The organism is Streptomyces sp. NPDC007872, from assembly GCF_042868165.1.
Taxonomy (GTDB): domain Bacteria; phylum Actinomycetota; class Actinomycetes; order Streptomycetales; family Streptomycetaceae; genus Streptomyces.
Genome location: NZ_JBIAEA010000001.1, coordinates 293328 through 311963, shown reverse-complemented (window position 1 = coordinate 311963; position 18636 = coordinate 293328). Strand labels below are relative to the sequence as shown.

Below are 18636 nucleotides of genomic sequence, written 5' to 3'. Positions count from 1 at the left end.
CCTCCCGGCGGTCTACAGCTCCCGGAACACCGGCCGCGCCCACGCGGGCGGGGCGGGCGGCGGGCCGAGCGGGCGGGGCGCCCCGGCCACAGCCGGGCCCGCCTCTCCCGGGGCGCCCGACGCCAGGGCGGCGCGCAACTGGGTGACGAACTCCAGGCAGGTCCCGTACCGCTCCTCCGGCGTCTTCGCCAGCGCCTTCGCGAAGACCGCGTCCGCCGCCCCCGGGAGCTCCGGCCGCGCCTCGGAGACGGGCGGCGGCGGATCGTACTGCTGCGCCCACAGCACCGCCCAGTCGGTGTCCCGGCGGAACGGCGGCGCGCCCACCAGCGTCTCGAACACCACGCACGCCAGGCCGTACACGTCGCACCGGCCGTCGACCGGCTTCCCCGAGATCTGCTCGGGCGCCACGTAGTCCAGGGTGCCCACGAACTCGCCCACCGTCGTGAAGCCCGTCAGGGACAGGGACTTCTTGGTCAGGCCGAAGTCGGTCAGGTACACGTGCTCCGGATGGTCGCGGTCGGTCCCCTCGGCCACCAGGATGTTGCCGGGCTTCACGTCCCGGTGCACCAGGTCGTGCGCGTGCGCCGCGTCCAGGGCCGAGGCCACCTGCACGGCGATCCGGCCGGCCTTCGCCGGCGGCAGCGGCCCCTCGCGGTGCAGCAGGGCCACCAGGTCCTGTCCCGCGACGTACCGCATGGCGATGTAGAGCACGCCCTCCGTCTCGCCCGCCTCGAAGACCGGCACGATGTGCGGGTGGTCGATCGAGGCGGCGACCCGCGACTCGTGCGCGAAGCGCTTGCGGAAGGTGTCGTTGCGGGCCAGCTCGGGCGCCAGCAGCTTCAGCGCCACCGTGCGGTCGAGCCGCAGGTCCCGCGCCCGGTACACCACCGCCATGCCGCCGCGCCCGATCTCGCCCTCCAGGCGGTAGCCGGCGACCTCCTTGCCGACGAGCCCCGACGGCCGGCCCGCCGGAAGACCCGGGTCGGCGTGCGCCCCGCCGGCCATCAGCCCTCACCCGTCGGAGGCCGCCGCACGACGCGCGTCGGAGGTGGTGGCTCCACGGCTTCGGGCGGTTGCCCCACGACCCGGGTCGTGGGTGGTGGGTCCGCCGCTTCGGGCGGTTGCCCCACGACCTGGGTCGGAGGCGGCGGGTCCACGGCTTCGGGCGGCTGTTCCACGACCTGTGTCGGAGGCTGTTCCACCACCTGGGTCGGGGGCCGTTCCACCACCTGGGTCGGTGGTCGCTCCGCCACCCGCGTCGGATCGTGCCCGGCGGGCACCACCCGGGTGGGCTCGTGCCCGTCGTCCGCCGGCCTCTCCGCGGGCTCACCGCCCGGAGCTCCCCGGACGACGGGCGGGGAAGCGGTCACCGAGGGCGCGGCCCCCGCCGCGTACGTACTGAGGCCCGCGCCGTCGCCGTACACCCAGCGCTCGTGCTCCGCGTCGTACAGCCACACCGACTCGCCGTCGACGACCATGCCCACCCGCAGGCCGCGGGTCCGCAGCTTGAAGGCCTCGCCGTCGAGGCGGCCCGCGCCCAGCTCCTCGGCGGCCCGCCGGTAGCGGCCGAGGGCGTCCTCGGCGCGGGCGATCAGCGGGCGGGGGTCGGCGGTCCTGGTGAGGGGCCGGCCCGCCGCCGGCGGATCCTCGGGGACGCTGACGAGCAGCCGCGCGTCGACCCACGCCGTCCAGCCGTTGGAGCACCGGATCCGCCCCCAGTCCCCGCTCCGCTCCTCCAGCCTCACCGGCAGGAAGGCGTCCAGGGGCGCCGTGGGCAGCCCCGGATCGGGCGCCTCCCAGGCGGGCAGGCCGTCGCGCGGCACGACGTGCGTGGGCCGGAAGTCCGGCACGTACTCGGACACGGGGACGCTCACGGGCCTACCTCCGCATGACGACCGGCTCGTGGCGGCGCAGCAGCCGGGCCACGACCAGGCCGAGGACCAGACAGAGCACCACCATCATGCCCATGTCGAACAGCCAGGCCTCCGCCGTGTGCCGCATCAGCGGATCGGTGGTCTTGTCGCTCGGCGCCACCTTCCCGATGTCGATCGTCGCGCCCATCGCCGCGAACGCCCACCGCGAGGGGACGAGCCAGGCCAACTGCTCCAGGACGGGCGTGCCCCGCACGGTCAGGAGGGCCCCGCAGAAGACCACCTGCACGATGGCGAGGAGGACGAGCAGCGGCATGGTCACCTCCTCCTTGCGGACGAGGGCGGAGACGAACAGGCCGAGCATCATCGCCGTGAAGGAGAGCAGCGCGACGGCGAGGGTGATTTCCACCAGCGGGGGCATCAGGACCCCCTTGCCGCCGGGCACGTTCAGCGGCACCCCGATCAGGGCCACCAGGGTCAGGACGACCGCCTGCACGACCGTGATCAGGCCGAGGACCACCACCTTGGAGGTGAGGTACGCCGAGCGGGACAGGCCGACGGCTCTCTCGCGCCGGTAGATCGTGCGTTCCTTGACGAGTTCGCGCACGGCGTTGGCCGCGCCCGTGAGGACCCCGCCCACGCAGAGGATGAGCAGGACGTTCAGCGACGACTCGGGGTTGAGACGGCCCTCCGACAGGGCGCGGGCCATCGCCCCCATCACGAACGGCAGCGCCACCATGATGACGATGAAGGTGCGGTCGGCGGAGAGCGCCGCCGCGTAGCGGCGCACCAGGGTCCGCACCTGGGAGCCCCAGCTCTGCGCCTTGGGCGGCGGGGCCGGCACCTCGTCCGCGGGGGCGCTCCCGCCCGGGGGCAGGCCCGGGCCCGCCGTGGCGTCGGTGATGTACCGGCGCTGGAAGCGGGACGCGCGGTAGCCGCCGGCCCAGTCGCGCTCCCGTTCCCTCTCGAACGCCTCGAACGCCTCCGGCCACTCCGTGAAGCCGAAGAACCCGAGGGCCTCGGAGGGCGGGCCGTAGTAGGCGACCCGGCCGCCTGGCGCGAGCACGAGCAGCCGGTCGCAGACGTCCAGGCTGAGCACGCTGTGCGTCACCACGACGACCGTGCGCCCGTCGTCGGCGAGCCCGCGCAGCATGTGCATCACGGACCGGTCCATGCCGGGGTCGAGGCCGGAGGTGGGCTCGTCGAGGAAGAGGAGGGACGGCTTGGTGAGCAGCTCAAGGGCCACGCTCACCCGCTTGCGCTGGCCGCCGGAGAGACTGTGGATCGGCTGGTCCGCGCGCTCCACGAGGCCGAGCTCCCGGATCACCTCGTCCACCCGGGCCTGCCGTTCCGCCCGTTCGGTGTCCTCGGGGAACCGCAGCTCGGCGGCGTATCCGAGGGCCCGGCGGACGGTGAGCTGGAGGTGCAGGATGTCGTCCTGCGGGACGAGCCCGATGCGCTGGCGCAGCTCGGCGTAGTCCCGGTACAGGTCGCGGCCGTCGTAGAGCACCGTGCCCCGGTCGGCGGGGCGCTGGCCGGTCAGGGCGTTCAGGAGCGTGGACTTCCCGGCGCCGGACGGCCCGACGACCGCGAGCAGGCACTTCTCGCCCACCGGGAACGACACCTCGTCGAGGAGGGCCTTGTGCCCGTGGTCGACGGTGACGGCGAGCGACCGCACGTCGAGGGAGACCTCGCCGGTGTCGGTGAACTCGACGAGCTGCCCGCCGATCAGGCAGAACGCGCACCGGCCGATGCCGACGATGTCCTCCGGCGTCACCCGGGCGTCGGTGACGGGCCGTCCGTTGAGGAAGGTGCCGTTGTGGCTGTCCAGGTCGTGGATCCAGTAGGTGCCGTCGGGGTGGGCGCGCAGTTCGGCGTGGTGCCGGGAGACGACGAGGTCGGGGATGACCACGTCGTTGTCGGGGGCGCGGCCGATGCGGATGCCGTGGGCGGGCAGCGGCCGGACGGACGTCGGCTGCCGGAAGGTGCCGGTGGCGGCGGGGTGCGAGACGGAGGGCGGCCGGGGAGGACCGACCTCCCGCCCCGGCGCGGGCCCGGGGAAGGGCTCCTGTTCCGGTACGGGACCGGGTGCGGGCTCCGGCGCGGGCGCCCTCTCGGGCGCGGGCCTCGGCTCCCGTGCGGGCTCGGGGACGGGCTCCGGCTCCCGTACGGGTTCCTCCCGCAGACGCTCTTCCGGTCCGCGCTCTTCCGGTACGGCACGCTCTTCCGGTACGACGTGGCCTTCGGGCCCGCGCCCCGGTTCCGGCTCCGGGACGGCCTCCCGCTCCCGTACGGCCCCGGCGACCGGCTCCCGCTCCCGTACGGCCTCCGGGCCCGCCTCCCGCCCCCGTACGTGCTCGGGCTCGGGTTCCGGTGCGGCCGGTCCGGGCGGGGGCGGCGGCTGTGCCGGGCGGGCGCGGGCGCCGGGCGAGAGGACGGCGCGCGGGCCGTCCTCCGGGTGTCCGAACCGCACGACGGTGCCGGCGCCGACCTCCCGCGAACGGGCCACCTTCCGGCCGTCCGTGAAGGTGCCGTTCGTACTGTCCTCGTCGGTCAGGGTCCACCGGCCGGCGGAGGCGCTGAGCACCGCGTGGTGCCAGGACGCCCGGGCGTCCGAGAGGACGATGTCGCTGGCGGGGTCCCGTCCGATGCGGTAGACGCGGCTCGGATCCATGAGCGTCGCGTCCCCGTCGATCTCGAGGACCAGGTCGGGCGCCGCAGGCGCGGCTGGCCGCTGTCCCATGTAGGGAATTTTATCCGCCGGAGCTGATCCCCGCCCGGCCGGGAGGCGCCGGTAGGGTGGGCGTCCGCCGCGGGAAGCGGCCCGGACGAACTGGAGGAACCCCCGTGCCGAAAGGCGTCACCAAGCGGCGGCCCCGCACCCGCGCGGCGCTCCTGAGGGCCGCCCTGGAGACCTTCGCCGAGCACGGCTTCCACGCGACGACGATCGAGCAGATCTGCGAGCGCGCCGGGTACACGCGGGGCGCGTACTACTCGAACTTCGCGAGCAAGGAGGAGCTCTTCCTCGCCCTCTTCGACGAGCACAGCGACCGGACGGTGCGGCGGCTCGCCGCGTCGATCGACGCGCTGACGGCCGAGGAGTACACCCTGGCCCGGCTCGCGGAGCTGGCCTCCCGGGTGGAGCCGGACGAGCGGGACTGGTACCTGGTGACCACCGAGTTCACCCTGCACGCCATCCGGGACCCGCAGGCCGCCTGGGTGCTCGCGCGCCACGACGAGCGGCTGCGGGCGGAGATCGCCCGCGGCCTCGCGCTCGTCCTGCGCCGGGCCGGACGCGAACTGACCGTGGACGCCGACCGGTTCGCGCGCCTGCTCATCGCCCTGCGCGAGGGCGGCCTGGCGCAGAGCTACGTGGAGCCGGACGCGCTGCCGCCGGGCAGTCTGGAGCGCCAGTTCCTCCCCGCGTTCCTGGAGGCCTCGACGCGCGAACTGCCGGAACCGTCCGCATCCGGGGGTCAGTCGAAGAGGTCCGGGTCGGACGCGGTGACCTGATCCCACAGCGGGCGCGCCTGGAACCAGCCGGCCAGGTGCCCGCCGATCTGCCCGCGCGTGAGCAGCGCGGTCTCCCGGTCGATGGACTGAGGGGTGCCCGCGGCCATCGCGAGGAGCTGGGCCTGGCAGGAGCGCTCCATGGTGACGAACCACCAGACGGCCTCGGCGACGGAGTGCCCGACCGTGAGGAGCCCGTGGTTCTTGAGGATCACCGCCTTGTACGCGCCGAGGGCCTTGGCGACCCGCTCGCCCTCCTCGGTCTCGTTCACCACGCCCCGGTAGTCGTCGTAGATCCCGTGGTCCTCGAAGAACGCGCAGGCGTCCTGGGTGATCGGGTCGAGCGGGACGCCCAGGCTGGAGAAGGCCTTGCCGTACAGGGAGTGCGAGTGCGCGGCGGCGATCGCGTCGGGCCGGGCGGCGTGGACCCGCGAGTGGATGACGAAGGCGGCCCGGTTCACGGGGCGGCGCCCTTCGAGGACGACCCCCTCGTGGTCGACCAGGATCAGGTCGGAGGCCTTGATCTGGGTGAAGCTCATCCCGAACGGGTTGACCCAGAAGGCGTTCGGGTCGCCGGGGTCGCGGACGGTGATGTGCCCGGCGACCCCCTCGGAGAAGCCGAACCGCCCGAAGATCCGGAACCCGGCGGCCAGTTGCTCCTTGCGGTACCGCCGCTCCTCCTCGACGCTCTCGAAGGCGGGCGGCAGCGGCAGGACGGCCCCGTCGGGCAGCGGCCCGGCGGCGGCGGCGAGCGCGGGCGGCACGGTGCTCATGGCGGCTCCTCCGGGGAGACGGGGGCTGGGGGCGGACGGAAACGGCCCGGAACGGCGCGCCAAAAGATACAGAGATGCATCCGGTACGACAATGGATTCAGAACGCGTCTTGCGGGCCCAGCCTCCCGGTGGCTACGGTCGAGCCGCAGGGGGAAAGCGCTTTCCCCAACTCTCCCGACCCGGCCCTCCCGCTCCACCCCTCCCACCCCTGGAGCCCGCCACGTGCCCACCGCAGACGTCCTGATCTACACCCGCACCGCCGGGTACCGCCACGAGTCCATCCCCGACGGCGCCGCCGCGCTCACGGAGCTGGCGGGGGAGCTGGGGCGGACGGCCGAGACCACCGAGGACCCGGCCGCCTTCACGCCCGAACGGCTCGCCCGGTGCGCCGTCGTCGTCCTGCTCTCCACGACGGGGAACGTCCTGACGCCCGAGGGGCGCACCGCCTTCGAGGCCTATCTGCGGAGCGGCGGCGCCCTCCTCGCCGTACACGCGGCCGCCAACGCCGAGCCCGACTGGCCCTTCTACGGGGACCTGCTCGGCACCCGGTTCGACGGCCACCCCGAGGTCCAGCCCGGCACCGTCCTCGTGGACGCCGGGGACCACCCGGCGACCGCCCCGCTCCCGGCCCGCTGGGAACGGACGGACGAGTGGTACAACTTCACCTCCGCCCCCCGGGGGGTGCGGGTCCTGGCCCGGGCCGACGAGACCTCGTACCGAGGCGGCACCCACGGCGACGACCACCCGCTCGTCTGGTGCCGCGCGGTGGACCGGGGGCGCGTCCTCTTCACCGCCCTCGGGCACGCCCCGGAGGCGTACCGCGACCCGCTCTTCCGGTCCCACCTCGCCGGCGCCCTGACCTGGCTGACCGCCTGAACGGCCGGGCCGCCCGCCCGCCGCCCGCCCGGGTCACCCCGCCGTCCCGCCCCTGTTGCGCCGCGCCGCTCTTCACGGGAGGTTGGTGTCGGACGGGGGCCGACGCAGGAGGAGACAGAGGCCATGGGCATCGCCACCGTGAACCCCGCCACCGGCGAGACGCTGCGCACCTACGAGGCCCACGGGCCCGAGGAGGTCGAGCGCCGCGTCGCCGCCGCGCACGAGACGTTCCGCCAGTACCGCACCACCTCCTTCGCCGAACGCGCCCGCCTCCTGCGCGCCGCCGCGAGCCTCCTCGACGAGGACACCGAGGACATCGCGCGCACCATGACGATCGAGATGGGCAAGCCGATCGCCGCCGCCCGCGCGGAGGCCGCCAAGTGCGCCAAGGCCATGCGCTGGTACGCGCGCCACGCCGAGGAACTCCTCGCCGACGAGCACCCGGCGGAGAGCGACGTCCAGGACTCCGGCGCGGACACGGCCCGCGTCCACTACCGGCCCCTCGGCCCCGTCCTCGCCGTCATGCCGTGGAACTTCCCGCTCTGGCAGGTGGTCCGCTTTGCCGCGCCCGCCCTCATGGCGGGGAACACGGGCCTGCTCAAGCACGCCTCCAACGTGCCGCAGACCGCGCTCTACCTGGGTGACCTCTTCCGCCGCGCCGGATTCCCCGAGGGCTGCTTCCAGACCCTCCTCATCGGCTCCCGCGAGGTCGAGGGCGTCCTGCGCGACCCCCGCGTGGTGGCCGCCACCCTCACCGGCAGCGAACCGGCCGGCCGGGCCGTCGCCTCCGTCGCGGGCGACGAGATCAAGAAGACCGTCCTGGAGCTCGGCGGCAGCGACCCGTACATCGTGATGCCCTCCGCCGACGTCGTCGCGGCCGTGAAGACCGCCGTCACCGCCCGCGTGCAGAACAACGGGCAGTCGTGCATCGCCGCCAAGCGGTTCATCGTCCACCGGAACGTGTACGACGACTTCTCCGAGCGGTTCACCGCCGCCATGAACGCCCTCACCGTCGGCGACCCCCTCGACGAGTCCACCGACGTCGGCCCCCTCGCCACCGAGCAGGGCCGCTCCGACCTGGAGGAGCTCGTCGACGACGCCGTGGAGCGGGGCGCCACCGCCCTCTGCGGCGGACACCGGCCCGAGGCGGAGGAGCTGCGGAACGGCTGGTACTACCGGCCCACCGTCCTCACCGGCATCACCCCCGAGATGCGGATCCACCGCGAGGAGGCCTTCGGCCCCGTCGCCACCGTCTACCCGGTCGGGGACGTCGAGGAGGCCGTGGCCGTCGCCAACGACTCGCCGTTCGGCCTCAGTTCCAACGTCTGGACCCGCTCCCAGGAGGAGGTCGCCTTCTTCGTCCGCGACCTGGAGGCCGGCGGCGTCTTCGTCAACGGCATGACCGCCTCCCACCCCGCGCTCCCCTTCGGCGGGGTCAAGCGCTCCGGGTACGGGCGCGAGCTCGCCGGCCACGGCATCCGCGAGTTCTGCAACGCGACCACGGTCTGGCAGCGCGCCTGACCCCTCCCGGGCCCTCCTCCCGGCGAGGGCTCACCCGTCGCCGGGAGCGGTGTCGGCCGGCACCTGCGCCGGGCCGATCTCGCACCACACCGCCTTGCCCTCGCCGCGCGGCTCGACCCCCCACCGGGAGGCCAGCGCGTCCAGCAGGAGCAGCCCGCGCCCCGACGTGGCCGCCTCGCCCGGGGTGCGGCGCCGGGGCCAGGCGCTCGACCGGTCCTGCACCGACAGGCGCACCCGCCGCACCGGCTCGGGCAGCACCTCCAGGGTCAGCACCGCGCCCCCCTCCGTGTGCAGCAGCACGTTGACGAGCAGCTCGCCCGTCAACAGCTCGGCGTCGTCGGCCAGTTCCCGCATGCCCCAGTCGCGCAGCGCCTGCCCCACCGCCGCCCGCGCGTCCGACAGGCCCTGCGGATCGGCCTGGTGGATGTACTGGTGGATGCGCGGCGCCTTGGGCGTGCCCGGATCCGGGCTGCGCCGCAACACCAGCAGGGCCACGTCGTCGCCCGAACCCCACCGCTCCCACAAGCGGTCGGAGAGGTGGTCGGCGAGCGCCTCGGCCTGCGGCGGACCACTGGCGATCGCCCCGGCGAGCGCGGCCAGACCGGACGAGATGTCCGAGTCGGGCTGCTCGACGAGCCCGTCCGTGCAGAGCACGAGCGTCTCACCGGGCACCAGGTCGAGCCGCGTCTCCGGGAACTCCTCGTCCCCGAACACGGTCGCCAGGCCCAGCGGGAGCCCGCCCCGCAGCTTGGGCTGCCCCACCCGGCCGTCGTTGTGCCGGATCAGCGGGTCCAGGTGCCCGGCCCGCACCGCGCGCAGGGTGCCGCTCGCCAGGTCCACCTGTGCGTACGTGCAGGTCGCGAAGCGGTTCGTGTCCAGCTCGGCGAGGAAGCGGGAAGCACGGGCCAGCACCGTCGAAGGGGCGTGCCCCTCACCCGCGTACGCTCGCAGCGCGATCCGCAACTGGCCCATGATGGCGGCCGCGTGCGTGTCGTGGCCCTGGACGTCGCCCACGACGATCCCGACCCGGCTGCGCGGCAGCGGGATCACGTCGTACCAGTCGCCGCCGACCTGCCGTCCGCTCCACGCCGCGTGGTAGCGGACGGCGATCTCCCCGCCGGTGATCTCCGGGATCCGGCGCGGCAGCATCGCCGCCTGGAGCCCGGTCGCGAGCTCCCGCTCCTCGTCGAAGAGCATCGCCCGCTGGAGCGACTGGGCGACGATCGCCGCGAGCCCCAGGGCCAGGTTCCGCTCGTCGGGGTTGAACGAGGTGCGGCCCCGGTAGAACAGGGCCATCCCGCCCAGCGAGCGCGCCTGCGCCACCAGCGGCAGGTAGCAGGCGGCCCGGAAGTCGAGCCGGGGCAGGTAGGGGGCCAGCTCGGGGAAGTCCCGCCCCAGCGACGGGAAGGACGACGCGAACCGGGGCCGGCCGCTCAGCACCGCCTCGGCCAGCGGCAGCCGCCGGTCGAGCCGCCGGTCGCGCAGGCCGTCGAGCACGTCGAGGGACTCGCCGCTCAGCGCGATGATGTTCAGCGAGCCGTTCTCCACCAGCCCGAGCGCGAGGCCGTCCGCGCCGAGCCGCGCGAGCCCGCCCGGACCGGTCAGGGCCGCCGTCACGTCGTCCACGGTCACCGCGCGCGACAGCGCGTTCGTCGTCCGCTCGACGATGTTCGTCTGGACCTCGCGCCGCTTCTCCAGGTCCCGGACGAAGGCGAAGTGCATCACCTCGGCGGTCGTGTCCCGCACGACGCCGACGATCCGCCGGGCCCGCCCGTCCGGCGAACGCAGGATCCGCGCCTGCACGTGCGTCCAGTGGGGTGGTCCGTCGTCCTGCGGGATGGGGAAGTGCGCGGTGTACGAGGCCGCGCCGCTCTTGACGGCCTCGCGCACGACGCCCCGGAGCTTGACCCGCTCCTCGGGGGCCAGGCGCGCGACGAGCGACTCGGGGCGCCCGTCGAAGGCGTCCGGGGCCACGCCGAAGACCAGCAGCCCGGACTCGTCGGCATCGATGCTGCCCGTGTCGAGATCCCAGTCGAAGCTGCCGGTCCGGTTCATGGCGAGCCACTCGGCGGGCCCGATCTCGCCACTGCGCGTACGCGGGTCGTCATCGGTCATCCCCCCCATTGTCGAACCCGCACCCCGGCGACGCCATGGCGGTGACACGGCGTGGCGCGAGTTCGCCGAGAAGGGAGGGGACGGACCGGGGACGGGCGGGCCCCGCGGGGGGACGGGCGCGGCCCGGGTGACCGGCGGGGCAGAATGGGCCGGTGCAGCCGTCCTACCGCGTCCTCGGTCCGTGCCGGGCCCTCCGTACCGATGACGGGACGGAGGCCGTCCTGAGCGGCGGCAGGCTCCGGGCCCTGCTCGTCGCCCTCGCGGCGGCCGGCGGACGGGCGGTGGACCCGGGCGCGCTGATCGAGCAGGTCTGGGCCGACACCGACACCGACACCGACACCGACGCCGGCCCGGCCGACGGCCGGGGCCGCACGGCCGCGCTCCAGGCCCTCGTCGGCCGGCTGCGCCGGGCCCTGGGCCGGGAGGCCGTCGCCTCGGAGCCCGGCGGCTACCGCCTCGCCGCCGCCCGCGACGACGTCGACCTGTACCGCTTCGAACGGCTCGCGGCCGACGGGGCCGCCGCCCTGGCCGCCGGGGACGCCGGGCGGGCCGCCGCCCTGCTCGACGAGGCCCTCGGGCTCTGGTACGGCCCCGCCCTCGCCGACCTCCCGGGCCGGGACGCGGACCCCCTGGTCGTACGGGTCGAACAGCGGCACGCGCGGGCGCGCCGCGACCGGTTCGCCGCCGACCTGGCCCTGGGGCGGGCCGACGAGGTCCTCGCGCCGCTCGCCGCCCTCGCCGCCGGACAGCCCCTCGACGAACCGCTCCAGGCCCTGCGGATCCGCGCCCTGCGGGCGGCCGGGCGGCCCGCCGAGGCCCTGGTGGCGTACGAGGAGGTGCGCACGGCCCTCGCGGACCGGCTCGGCACGGATCCCGGGCCCGCACTGCGCGCCCTGCACGCCGAACTCCTGACGGACGACAGGCCCGCCGCCGACGGGCACCGGACGGCCGTCCGGACCGCCACCACCGAGTGCCGGACGGCCATCCGGCCCGTCATCACCGGGCACCGGACGGCCGCCCTGCCCGCCCGCCTGAACTCCTTCGTGGGCCGCGACGCCGAACTCGGGGACCTCGTCGCCTCCTGGGGCGACCGACGGCTCGTCACTCTCACCGGGCCCGGCGGCGTCGGCAAGACACGGCTCGCCCTGGAGGCCGCCGGGACGTACGACGGACCCGTCCACCTCGCCGAACTCGCCTCCGTACGCGACGGATCGACGGTCGGCGCCGCCGTCCTCAGCGCGCTCGGGGCCCGCGAGACACAGCTCTGGCAGCGCCCGAACGTCCCGGACACCGCCCCGAAGGACCGTTTCGCCGACCTCGTCGAGCACTGCGCCGGACGCCGGATGCTCCTGCTCCTGGACAACTGCGAGCACGTGGTCGACACGGCGGCCGCACTCGCGCAGGCGCTCCTGACGCGCTGCCCCGGAGTGACCGTGCTCGCGACGAGTCGGGAGCCGTTGGGGGTGCCGGGGGAGGTGGTGCGGCTGTTGGGTCCGTTGCCGGTGGGGATGGCGTTGCGGTTGTTGGGGGAGCGGGGGGCGGCGGCGCGGCCGGGGTTCGTGGTGGGGGAGGACCGGGAGGCGGCGGAGGAGGTGTGTCGTCGTCTGGACGGGTTGCCGTTGGCGATCGAGTTGGCGGCGGCGCGGTTGCGGGTGTTGTCGGTGCGGCAGATCGCGGAGCGTCTTGATGATCGTTTCCGGTTGTTGACGGCGGGGGCGCGGACGGTGTTGCCGCGGCAGCAGACGTTGCGGGCGGTGGTGGACTGGTCGTGGGATCTGCTGGAGGGTGCGGAGCGGGTGGTGTTGCGGCGGCTTGCGGTGTTCACGGGTGGGTGTGATCTGGGGGCGGCGGAGGTGGTGTGCGGGGGTGTGGAGGCCGGGGACGTGCTGGATGTGCTGGGTGCGTTGGTGGACAAGTCGTTGGTGGTGGCGTCGCCGGGTGGGGCGGGGATGCGTTACCGGCTGCTGGAGACGGTGGCGGAGTACGCGGGGGAGCGGCTGGTGGAGGCGGGGGAGCGGGCGGGGGTGGAGCGGCGGCACCTGACGTACTACCGGGAGCTGGCCCGGCGTACGGATCCGGAGCTGCGGGGGCCGGGGCAGGTCGCCGCCATCGCCCGCTTCGAGACCGAGCACGACAACCTGCGGGGCGCCCTGCGGACCGCCGTGGCGCTCGGCGACGAGCAGGAGGTGCTCTGCCTCGTCCACTGCCTCGGCTGGTTCTGGCAGTTGCGCAACCACCACGTCGACGCCCGGACCTGGGCCGTCGAGGCCGGGCGCCTCGGACCCGACCCGTTCCGGGAGCCCGTCCGGCGCGCGGAGCCGCTCGACGGGCGGTGCGCGGACGTGCCGCCGCCGTGGACCGGCGAACGCCTGTGGGAGGCCCGGCGCGGCGGCCGGCTGTACGCGCTCGCCACCGAGGGCGGCGCGGGCGCCACCGCCCTCGAACGCCCCGAGACCCGCGCCCGCCTCTCCGCCCTCGTCGCCGCGTACCGCCCCGGCCTGCCGCAGACCTGCCGGCAGCCGGGCACCATGTGGCACTTCGCCCGGCTGATGACCGGGGAACTCACCACCCTCGACGAGACCCTCACGGAGATCGTCGACGCCTGCCGCGACCGGGCACCCGGCTGGGACCTGGGCTTCGCCCTCCTCATGCGCGCCAAGCTCGCCGGGCGCGGCGCCGACGCCGACGGGGCGCTCGCCCTCTTCGAGGCCGCCGGGGACTCCTGGGGGACCGCGGAGTCCCTCGCCGCCCGGGGCGAGGCCTACGAACTGGACGGCAGGCTCGCCGAGGCCGCCGCCGACTTCGAACGGGCCACGGCCGCCGCCGCCCGCGTCGGCGCGCGCTCCCAGGTGCCGGTCTTCACCGCGCGCCTGGCCGCCGTGCGGCTCCGGCTCCGGCCGGAGGGCGACCCGGAGGCCGAACGGCTCCTGATCGAGGCCGCCGGCGCGGCGGGGGAGTGGGGCGCCGAAGCCGCCGGGGCCGCCCGGATGCTGCTCGTCCAGCACTACGCCCACACCGGGCGCACCGGCCTCGCCCGCACCCAGCTCACCCTTCTGGAGGGCGAGTTCGGGGAGGTCACCCCGGCGCTCTTCTGGGGCCTGGCCGGCGGGACGTGGGCGTGGCTCGACTGCGTGGACGGCGCGTACGACCGGGCCGTCGAACGCCTCGCCCGCGCCGTCGTGGACGTGGAGACCCTGGCCCACCTGGTCGCCCCGTACCTCGTCGTCGCCCAGTTCGGCACCGCGGCGTGGGCCCGGGGCGGGCGGGGCGGGCCGGGCGACGCCGAGGCCGGGGCGCGGTTCCTCGGCGCGTACGACGCCCACGCCGGGGCCGGCACCGGCGGCTTCCGGCCCTTCACCCCCGGGACGGAGGCCCTGATCCGCACCCGCGCGGAGGAGGTCCTGCGCGCGGCCCTCGCCCCGGAGGCGTACGCCCGTCACTACGAGGAGGGGGCCGCCCTGTCCCTCCGGGCCGCCGCCGACCTCGTACGACGGCCCTGGACGGCACCGGGCGCCTGAGCGTCGCCCGTACCGCCGGATGCGGCTCCGGGTGCCTGAGCGTCGCCCGTACGACCGGGGGCGTCCCCGATCAGCCGCCCGCGAGGCGCTCCTTCGCCTCCGCGAGGTCCTCCGGGGTGGGGGCGTCGTCCTGGGCGAGGCGGCGGCGCCAGTACCCGGTGAAGTGCACCGAGCGCCGGTCGACGCCCCGCTCCTCCACGAGGTGGCGCCGCAGCCCGCGCACCGCCGAGGCCTCGCCCGCCAGCCAGGCGTACGGGCGCCCCTCCGGCAGGTCGCCGGCCCGCACGGCGTCGACCGGGGAGTCGTCGTCGCGCAGGAAGCGCACGGTGAGGTCGCCGGGCGTCGGCAGGGGCTGCTCCTCGGCCGCGTCCGGGACCTGGACGTAGGCGACGGCCCGCCGCCCCGGCGGGAGCGCGGCGACGACCGTGGCCAGGGCGGGGAACGCGCAGGCGTCGGCGTAGAGGAGGGTCCAGTCGCCGGCGCCCGGATCGACGGGCACCGCGAACTCCTCCGACGGGCCGAACATGCCGAGCACGTCCCCGGGCCGCGCCGTCCGCGCCCAGCGCGTCGCGGGCCCCTCGTTCCCTCCGTCCCCTTCGTCCCCGTGGAGGAAGAAGTCGACGTCGACGGTTCCGGCGGCCGGGTCGTGCGCCCGGAGGGTGTAGCTCCGCATCCACGGACGCTCCGCCTCGGGGAGCGCCGCGTACGCCGCGTACCAGCGCATCGCGTCCCCGTCGGGTCCCGGGACCGGCAGGACCGGCTCCGGCTGTCCCGGCCGGGGGAAGAACAGCTTCACCTGCTGGTCGGGGCCGGCGAGCACGAACCCGTCGAGCGACGGGCCGCCCAGCGTCACCCGGACCGTGCGGGGCGTGATCCGGCGGACGGCGGTGACGTGCGGGCGCCGCAGGGGCAGGGCCAGGTACGGGGACATGGGTGGCTCCTCGTGGTCGTCGGGGCGGGGGACCCACCCTGCCGGGAGCCGCCGACAGGGGGCCGACACCGCGTCGACACGGGCCGGGACCGGACCCCCTCCGGCCCCGGATGCGCTCTCGCCGCCCGGCCACCAGAATGGCCAGTGCCGGACGAACACGTAGGAGGCGGCATGAACGCTGAGCCCGACAAGACGTCCCCGGGGGACTCCCCGACGCCCGACCGGCTGCTGCACGCCGGATCGGAGGGGGAGTTCACGGCGGAGGACCTGGTCCTCGCCTCCGGCCGTGACGTGACCCCGAAGAACCTCGCCTGGGCGGAACGCCGGATGGCGGAGAAGGGGCGCGCTTCCATGGACGAACTCCTGCCCTAGGTCCCTGGGTCGTGTCCCGTCGGCCCCGGCCCGGAGGGCGTGCGCCTCCGGCCCGGGGCCGACGCGCGTCCGGGCCGGGAGCCTCCAGTCGTAAGGCCCTTCAGCCCCCGGGTCCCTCGGCCATGGGGAAGAGGGCCCCGGGGCATGGTGTCCGGGGCGTCCGTCACCCCGGCGCCGTCCCCGCCCCGACCCTGTGTCGGACCAGGCTCGTCAGGACCGTCAGCCGGGTCGAGGCCGTGGGAACGGGAGGCACCGGCCGGTCGATGCGCCGGGCCTCCTCCGGCAGGGCGGCGAGGTCCCTCTCGAAGCGTTCGCGGGCGGCTGCCAAGGTGTCGGGCGGTTCCGTCCGGAGCCCTCCGCGCATCACGGTCCGCAGCAGCGGCTCGGTGCCCCCGGGGGGCTCCTCGTGGGCCAGGCCCACGACGTCGCGGAAACCGGGGCCGCGGAAGACCTGCTTGGGGCCCGGCGCCGTCGCCTTCGCCGGGGACAGCTTCATGACGGGCCGTCCGTCGTACTCGACCAGCTTGTACGCCATGTCCAGGTACGGCGCGTCGGCGGCCGTGCCGACCTTCGTGCCCACGGCGTACGCGTCGATCGGCGCCCCCTCCCGTACGAGCCGGTCGACGCCGTACTCGTCCAGGCCGCCGCTCGCGATGATCCGCACGTCCCCGAGGCCCGTCCCGTCGAGCACGGCACGGGCCCGGCGGGCCGGCGCGCCCAGGTCACCGCTGTCGAGGCGGATCCCGCAGCCGGGACCGAGCCGGAGGTCCGTGAGGACGCGCGCGGCCGTCGCGACACCGCGATCGGTGTCGTAGGTGTCGACGAGGAGGGTCACCGGACCGGGGTGGGTGCGGGCGAAGGCCCGGAACGCCTCCTCCTCGGAGCCGAAGGCCTCGATGTAGGAGTGGGCCATCGTGCCCGCGGCCGCGATGCCGTACCGGCGGGCGGCGGCGACGTTGCTGGTCCCCGCGAAGCCGACCAGGGCGCACAGCCGGGCGGCCTGCCCTCCCGCTTCGGGTCCGTGGGTCCGGCGCAGCGAGAAGTCCACCAAGGGATGCCCGGCGGCGGCGAGCACGCACCGCGCCGCCTTGGAGGCGACCGTCGTCTGGTGGCAGACGAGGGACAGCAGGTACGTCTCCACGAGCTGGGCCTGCGGCAGCGGTGCGGTGACCTCCAGGAGCGGCTCGCCCGCGAGGACGATCCGTCCCTCGGGCACGGCGCGGACCTCCCCGTCGAACGACAGGCCGTGGAGCGGTTCGAGGTCCCCGACGGGCCGCCGCAGCGTCTCGGCGAAGTCCTGGACGTCGGAGCGGCCCACCCGGAACCGGGAGAGGTAGTCCAGGGCCGGTTCGAGGCCGGCCGCCACGAGGAACCCGCGGCCCGGCGGCAGGTCGCGCGCGAAGAGGCTGAAGGTGGCCCGTGCCCGCATGTCCTCCCGCAGGTAGGAGAGGGCCGTCGTGACCTCGTACAGGTCGGTGGTCGTCACCTGGGACATGCTTCGAGCATGCGCGGCCGGCCGGCGGCGCGCACGGGGAGGCCGTGCCCCGGTCCCCGCCCCCGGTGTCAGCGGCCGCGCAGCGCGGCGAGGGTCGCTTCGAGGTCGGCGGGGCGGGGCCGGTTGCGGGGCAGCCTGCCGAGCACGACGGCCATGCCGCAGGTGTCGGTCACGGCCGAGAAGACGAGGCCGGCGGCGATGCCCGCGGAGAGGAGCTGGAAGGCCGGGTGGACGAGCAGGCCGAGGAGCAGTCCGAGGAGGACGACGGCGCCGGCGGTGAGGCGGACCTGCCGCTCCATGGCCCAGGAGGCGCGCGGGCCGCCCTCGGGGCGGTGCAGGTCGTGTCCGCCGGTGGCCCAGGCGCCGGTGCCGCCGGCGAGGGTGGCGGCGGTGACGCCGTGCCCGGCGAGGGTCCGGCAGGCGTTCTCCGAGCGGGCGCCGGAGGCGCAGACCACCAGGACCTCCCCACGGTCGGCGGCCCCGCGGATCTCGGACAGGGCGCTTTCGAGCCGGTCCAGGGGGACGTTGAGCGCGCCGGGGAGGTGGCCGCTCGCGAACTCGCCCGGGGTGCGCACGTCGATCACGGTCAGCTCGTGCAGGCGGGCGCGTGCCTCGTCGGTGCCGAGGGCGGTGGGCGTGGTCATGGCGGATGTGGTCCTTGTCCGTGTCTGTCGACGGGGCCCGCGCGGGGCGGGAACATTTTACCCCTGGGGGTATTGCGGGAGTGTTGCCGGAATGTGTGGGGGTGGCTGGTCGTGGTGGTCGGCCGTGGCCGGGGCGGGGGGCCCGGGGCGTACGCCGTCCTGGGCGACGGGCGGCGGCGCCCCGCCGGAAGCGCGCCTCAGCGGACGGCGTCGACGAGCATGAGGCCCGCCACCGCCAGGAGCGCGCACGCGAAGGCCTTCCGCAGCGCGTCTCCGGTGACCCGGGCGGCGAGCCGCCTGCCGTCCCACGCGCCGAGGACGGCGGCGGCCGCGAAGGGGCCGGTCAGCTCCCAGCGCAGGTCTCCGCCGCTCCCCCCGCGCGCGGCGAGCGCGGCCAGGGAGTTGACGGCGATGACGAGCAGGCTCGTGCCGACCGCCTGCCGCATCCGCAGGCCCAGGACCCCCGTCAGTACGGGAACGGCGAGGAAGCCGCCGCCCACGCCGAGGAGGCCCGTCACCGTGCCGAGCCCGGCCCCCGCCCCGGCCGCCCTGACGGCGCGGACGCCGGTCGCCGGCCGGGCGTCCGGAGGGCGCAGCATCCGCAGCGCCGCCAGCGCGGCGACGGCCGCGAACGCGACGGTGAGCACGGACCCGGGGAGGCGCGCCGCGGCGGCTCCGGCCAGGAAGGCCGGGACCACGCCCGCCGCCGCGAACGGCGCGCCCGTCCGCCAGACGACGTGGCCGTCGCGGACGTGGGCGGGCAGGGCGCCGACCGTGGTGACCGTGACGATGACCAGGCCGGCCGTGGCGGCGGCGGCCGGGGTGAAGCCGAGCAGGTGGATCAGGGCGGGGGCGGCCAGGACGCCTCCTCCTCCGCCGAGGGCGCCGAGCGCCAGACCGACGACCGCTCCGGCGGTCAGGGCGAGGACCAGCGCGCTCACGCGGTCGTGCCGGGGGACATCATGGGGGTGGCTCTCTCTGTTGCCGCCGGGAGGGGCCCCACGGGGCGG

The 18636-nt window shown here is 75.7% G+C and carries 14 protein-coding genes; 5 read left to right on the top strand and 9 right to left on the bottom strand.

Features of this window, described 5'->3' with window-relative positions; translation table 11 throughout:
- Nucleotides 1–12 precede the first annotated feature (12 nt).
- The 3 genes from ACFYNX_RS01335 to ACFYNX_RS01325 are packed head-to-tail and all read right to left on the bottom strand — an operon-like array spanning nucleotide 13 to nucleotide 4614.
- A complete protein-coding gene (locus tag ACFYNX_RS01335) occupies nucleotides 13–1005 on the bottom strand; it encodes a serine/threonine-protein kinase (protein ID WP_125667818.1) in 993 nt (330 codons plus the stop codon).
- Nucleotides 1005–1874 (bottom strand): hypothetical protein, encoded by an 870-nt coding sequence (locus ACFYNX_RS01330; protein WP_388656354.1) that lies wholly within the window; start codon nucleotides 1872–1874, stop codon nucleotides 1005–1007. The genes ACFYNX_RS01335 and ACFYNX_RS01330 overlap by 1 nt, the downstream gene beginning before the upstream one ends.
- A gap of 4 nt (nucleotides 1875–1878) precedes the next feature.
- On the bottom strand, nucleotides 1879–4614 hold the full coding sequence (locus ACFYNX_RS01325) for an FHA domain-containing protein (RefSeq protein ID WP_388656351.1): 2736 nt from the start codon (nucleotides 4612–4614) through the stop codon (nucleotides 1879–1881).
- Nucleotides 4615–4718: 104 nt separating this feature from the next.
- Between ACFYNX_RS01325 and ACFYNX_RS01320 the strand changes: the two genes are divergently transcribed.
- The gene (locus tag ACFYNX_RS01320) at nucleotides 4719–5384 is read left to right on the top strand and encodes a TetR/AcrR family transcriptional regulator (RefSeq protein ID WP_388656348.1); all 666 of its coding nucleotides are present in this window, start codon (nucleotides 4719–4721) and stop codon (nucleotides 5382–5384) included.
- Here ACFYNX_RS01320 and ACFYNX_RS01315 read toward each other — a convergent pair.
- Nucleotides 5348–6154, bottom strand: a complete 807-nt coding sequence (locus ACFYNX_RS01315; RefSeq protein ID WP_388656345.1) for a class II aldolase/adducin family protein — start codon at nucleotides 6152–6154, stop codon at nucleotides 5348–5350. The genes ACFYNX_RS01320 and ACFYNX_RS01315 overlap by 37 nt on opposite strands.
- Nucleotides 6155–6376: 222 nt before the next feature.
- Between ACFYNX_RS01315 and ACFYNX_RS01310 the strand changes: the two genes are divergently transcribed.
- Together ACFYNX_RS01310 and ACFYNX_RS01305 are read left to right on the top strand one after the other, a co-directional pair.
- A complete protein-coding gene (locus ACFYNX_RS01310) occupies nucleotides 6377–7030 on the top strand; it encodes a ThuA domain-containing protein (protein WP_388656342.1) in 654 nt (217 codons plus the stop codon).
- A gap of 123 nt (nucleotides 7031–7153) precedes the next feature.
- Entirely contained in the window at nucleotides 7154–8551 is a 1398-nt protein-coding gene (locus ACFYNX_RS01305) for an NADP-dependent succinic semialdehyde dehydrogenase (RefSeq protein ID WP_388656339.1), read from the top strand.
- Between the two features lie 30 nt (nucleotides 8552–8581).
- Here ACFYNX_RS01305 and ACFYNX_RS01300 read toward each other — a convergent pair whose 3' ends face one another.
- Nucleotides 8582–10666: a SpoIIE family protein phosphatase gene (locus ACFYNX_RS01300; RefSeq protein ID WP_388656336.1), complete on the bottom strand. Its 2085-nt coding sequence runs from the start codon at nucleotides 10664–10666 to the stop codon at nucleotides 8582–8584.
- Between the two features lie 152 nt (nucleotides 10667–10818).
- Here ACFYNX_RS01300 and ACFYNX_RS01295 point away from each other — a divergent pair, with 152 nt between their 5' ends.
- Nucleotides 10819–14184 (top strand): BTAD domain-containing putative transcriptional regulator, encoded by a 3366-nt coding sequence (locus ACFYNX_RS01295; protein ID WP_388656334.1) that lies wholly within the window; start codon nucleotides 10819–10821, stop codon nucleotides 14182–14184.
- Nucleotides 14185–14254: 70 nt separating this feature from the next.
- Here ACFYNX_RS01295 and ACFYNX_RS01290 read toward each other — a convergent pair whose 3' ends face one another.
- Entirely contained in the window at nucleotides 14255–15115 is an 861-nt protein-coding gene (locus ACFYNX_RS01290; protein WP_388656331.1) for a siderophore-interacting protein, read from the bottom strand.
- A gap of 171 nt (nucleotides 15116–15286) precedes the next feature.
- Here ACFYNX_RS01290 and ACFYNX_RS01285 point away from each other — a divergent pair, with 171 nt between their 5' ends.
- Nucleotides 15287–15487 (top strand): hypothetical protein, encoded by a 201-nt coding sequence (locus ACFYNX_RS01285; RefSeq protein WP_125666842.1) that lies wholly within the window; start codon nucleotides 15287–15289, stop codon nucleotides 15485–15487.
- Between the two features lie 163 nt (nucleotides 15488–15650).
- Here ACFYNX_RS01285 and ACFYNX_RS01280 read toward each other — a convergent pair whose 3' ends face one another.
- The 3 genes from ACFYNX_RS01280 to ACFYNX_RS01270 all read right to left on the bottom strand — a co-directional run bounded on the left by ACFYNX_RS01280 (nucleotide 15651) and on the right by ACFYNX_RS01270 (nucleotide 18567).
- Entirely contained in the window at nucleotides 15651–16982 is a 1332-nt protein-coding gene (locus tag ACFYNX_RS01280; RefSeq protein ID WP_388656328.1) for a nicotinate phosphoribosyltransferase, read from the bottom strand.
- 68 nt (nucleotides 16983–17050) lie between these two features.
- The gene (locus tag ACFYNX_RS01275; protein WP_365545306.1) at nucleotides 17051–17626 is read right to left on the bottom strand and encodes a rhodanese-like domain-containing protein; all 576 of its coding nucleotides are present in this window, start codon (nucleotides 17624–17626) and stop codon (nucleotides 17051–17053) included.
- Nucleotides 17627–17823: 197 nt separating this feature from the next.
- On the bottom strand, nucleotides 17824–18567 hold the full coding sequence (locus tag ACFYNX_RS01270) for a sulfite exporter TauE/SafE family protein (protein ID WP_388656325.1): 744 nt from the start codon (nucleotides 18565–18567) through the stop codon (nucleotides 17824–17826).
- Nucleotides 18568–18636: the final 69 nt, after the last annotated feature.

What these genes read in the sequence shown, in the direction of transcription:
- ACFYNX_RS01290 (WP_388656331.1), bottom strand. Translation starts at nt 15,115, where the DNA reads ATGTCCCCGTACCTGGCCCTGCCCCTGCGGCGCCCGCACGTCACCGCC.
- ACFYNX_RS01335 (WP_125667818.1), bottom strand. Translation starts at nt 1,005, where the DNA reads ATGGCCGGCGGGGCGCACGCCGACCCGGGTCTTCCGGCGGGCCGGCCG.
- ACFYNX_RS01285 (WP_125666842.1), top strand. Translation starts at nt 15,287, where the DNA reads ATGAACGCTGAGCCCGACAAGACGTCCCCGGGGGACTCCCCGACGCCC.
- ACFYNX_RS01325 (WP_388656351.1), bottom strand. Translation starts at nt 4,614, where the DNA reads ATGGGACAGCGGCCAGCCGCGCCTGCGGCGCCCGACCTGGTCCTCGAG.
- ACFYNX_RS01305 (WP_388656339.1), top strand. Translation starts at nt 7,154, where the DNA reads ATGGGCATCGCCACCGTGAACCCCGCCACCGGCGAGACGCTGCGCACC.
- ACFYNX_RS01300 (WP_388656336.1), bottom strand. Translation starts at nt 10,666, where the DNA reads ATGACCGATGACGACCCGCGTACGCGCAGTGGCGAGATCGGGCCCGCC.
- ACFYNX_RS01275 (WP_365545306.1), bottom strand. Translation starts at nt 17,626, where the DNA reads ATGACCACGCCCACCGCCCTCGGCACCGACGAGGCACGCGCCCGCCTG.
- ACFYNX_RS01280 (WP_388656328.1), bottom strand. Translation starts at nt 16,982, where the DNA reads ATGTCCCAGGTGACGACCACCGACCTGTACGAGGTCACGACGGCCCTC.
- ACFYNX_RS01315 (WP_388656345.1), bottom strand. Translation starts at nt 6,154, where the DNA reads ATGAGCACCGTGCCGCCCGCGCTCGCCGCCGCCGCCGGGCCGCTGCCC.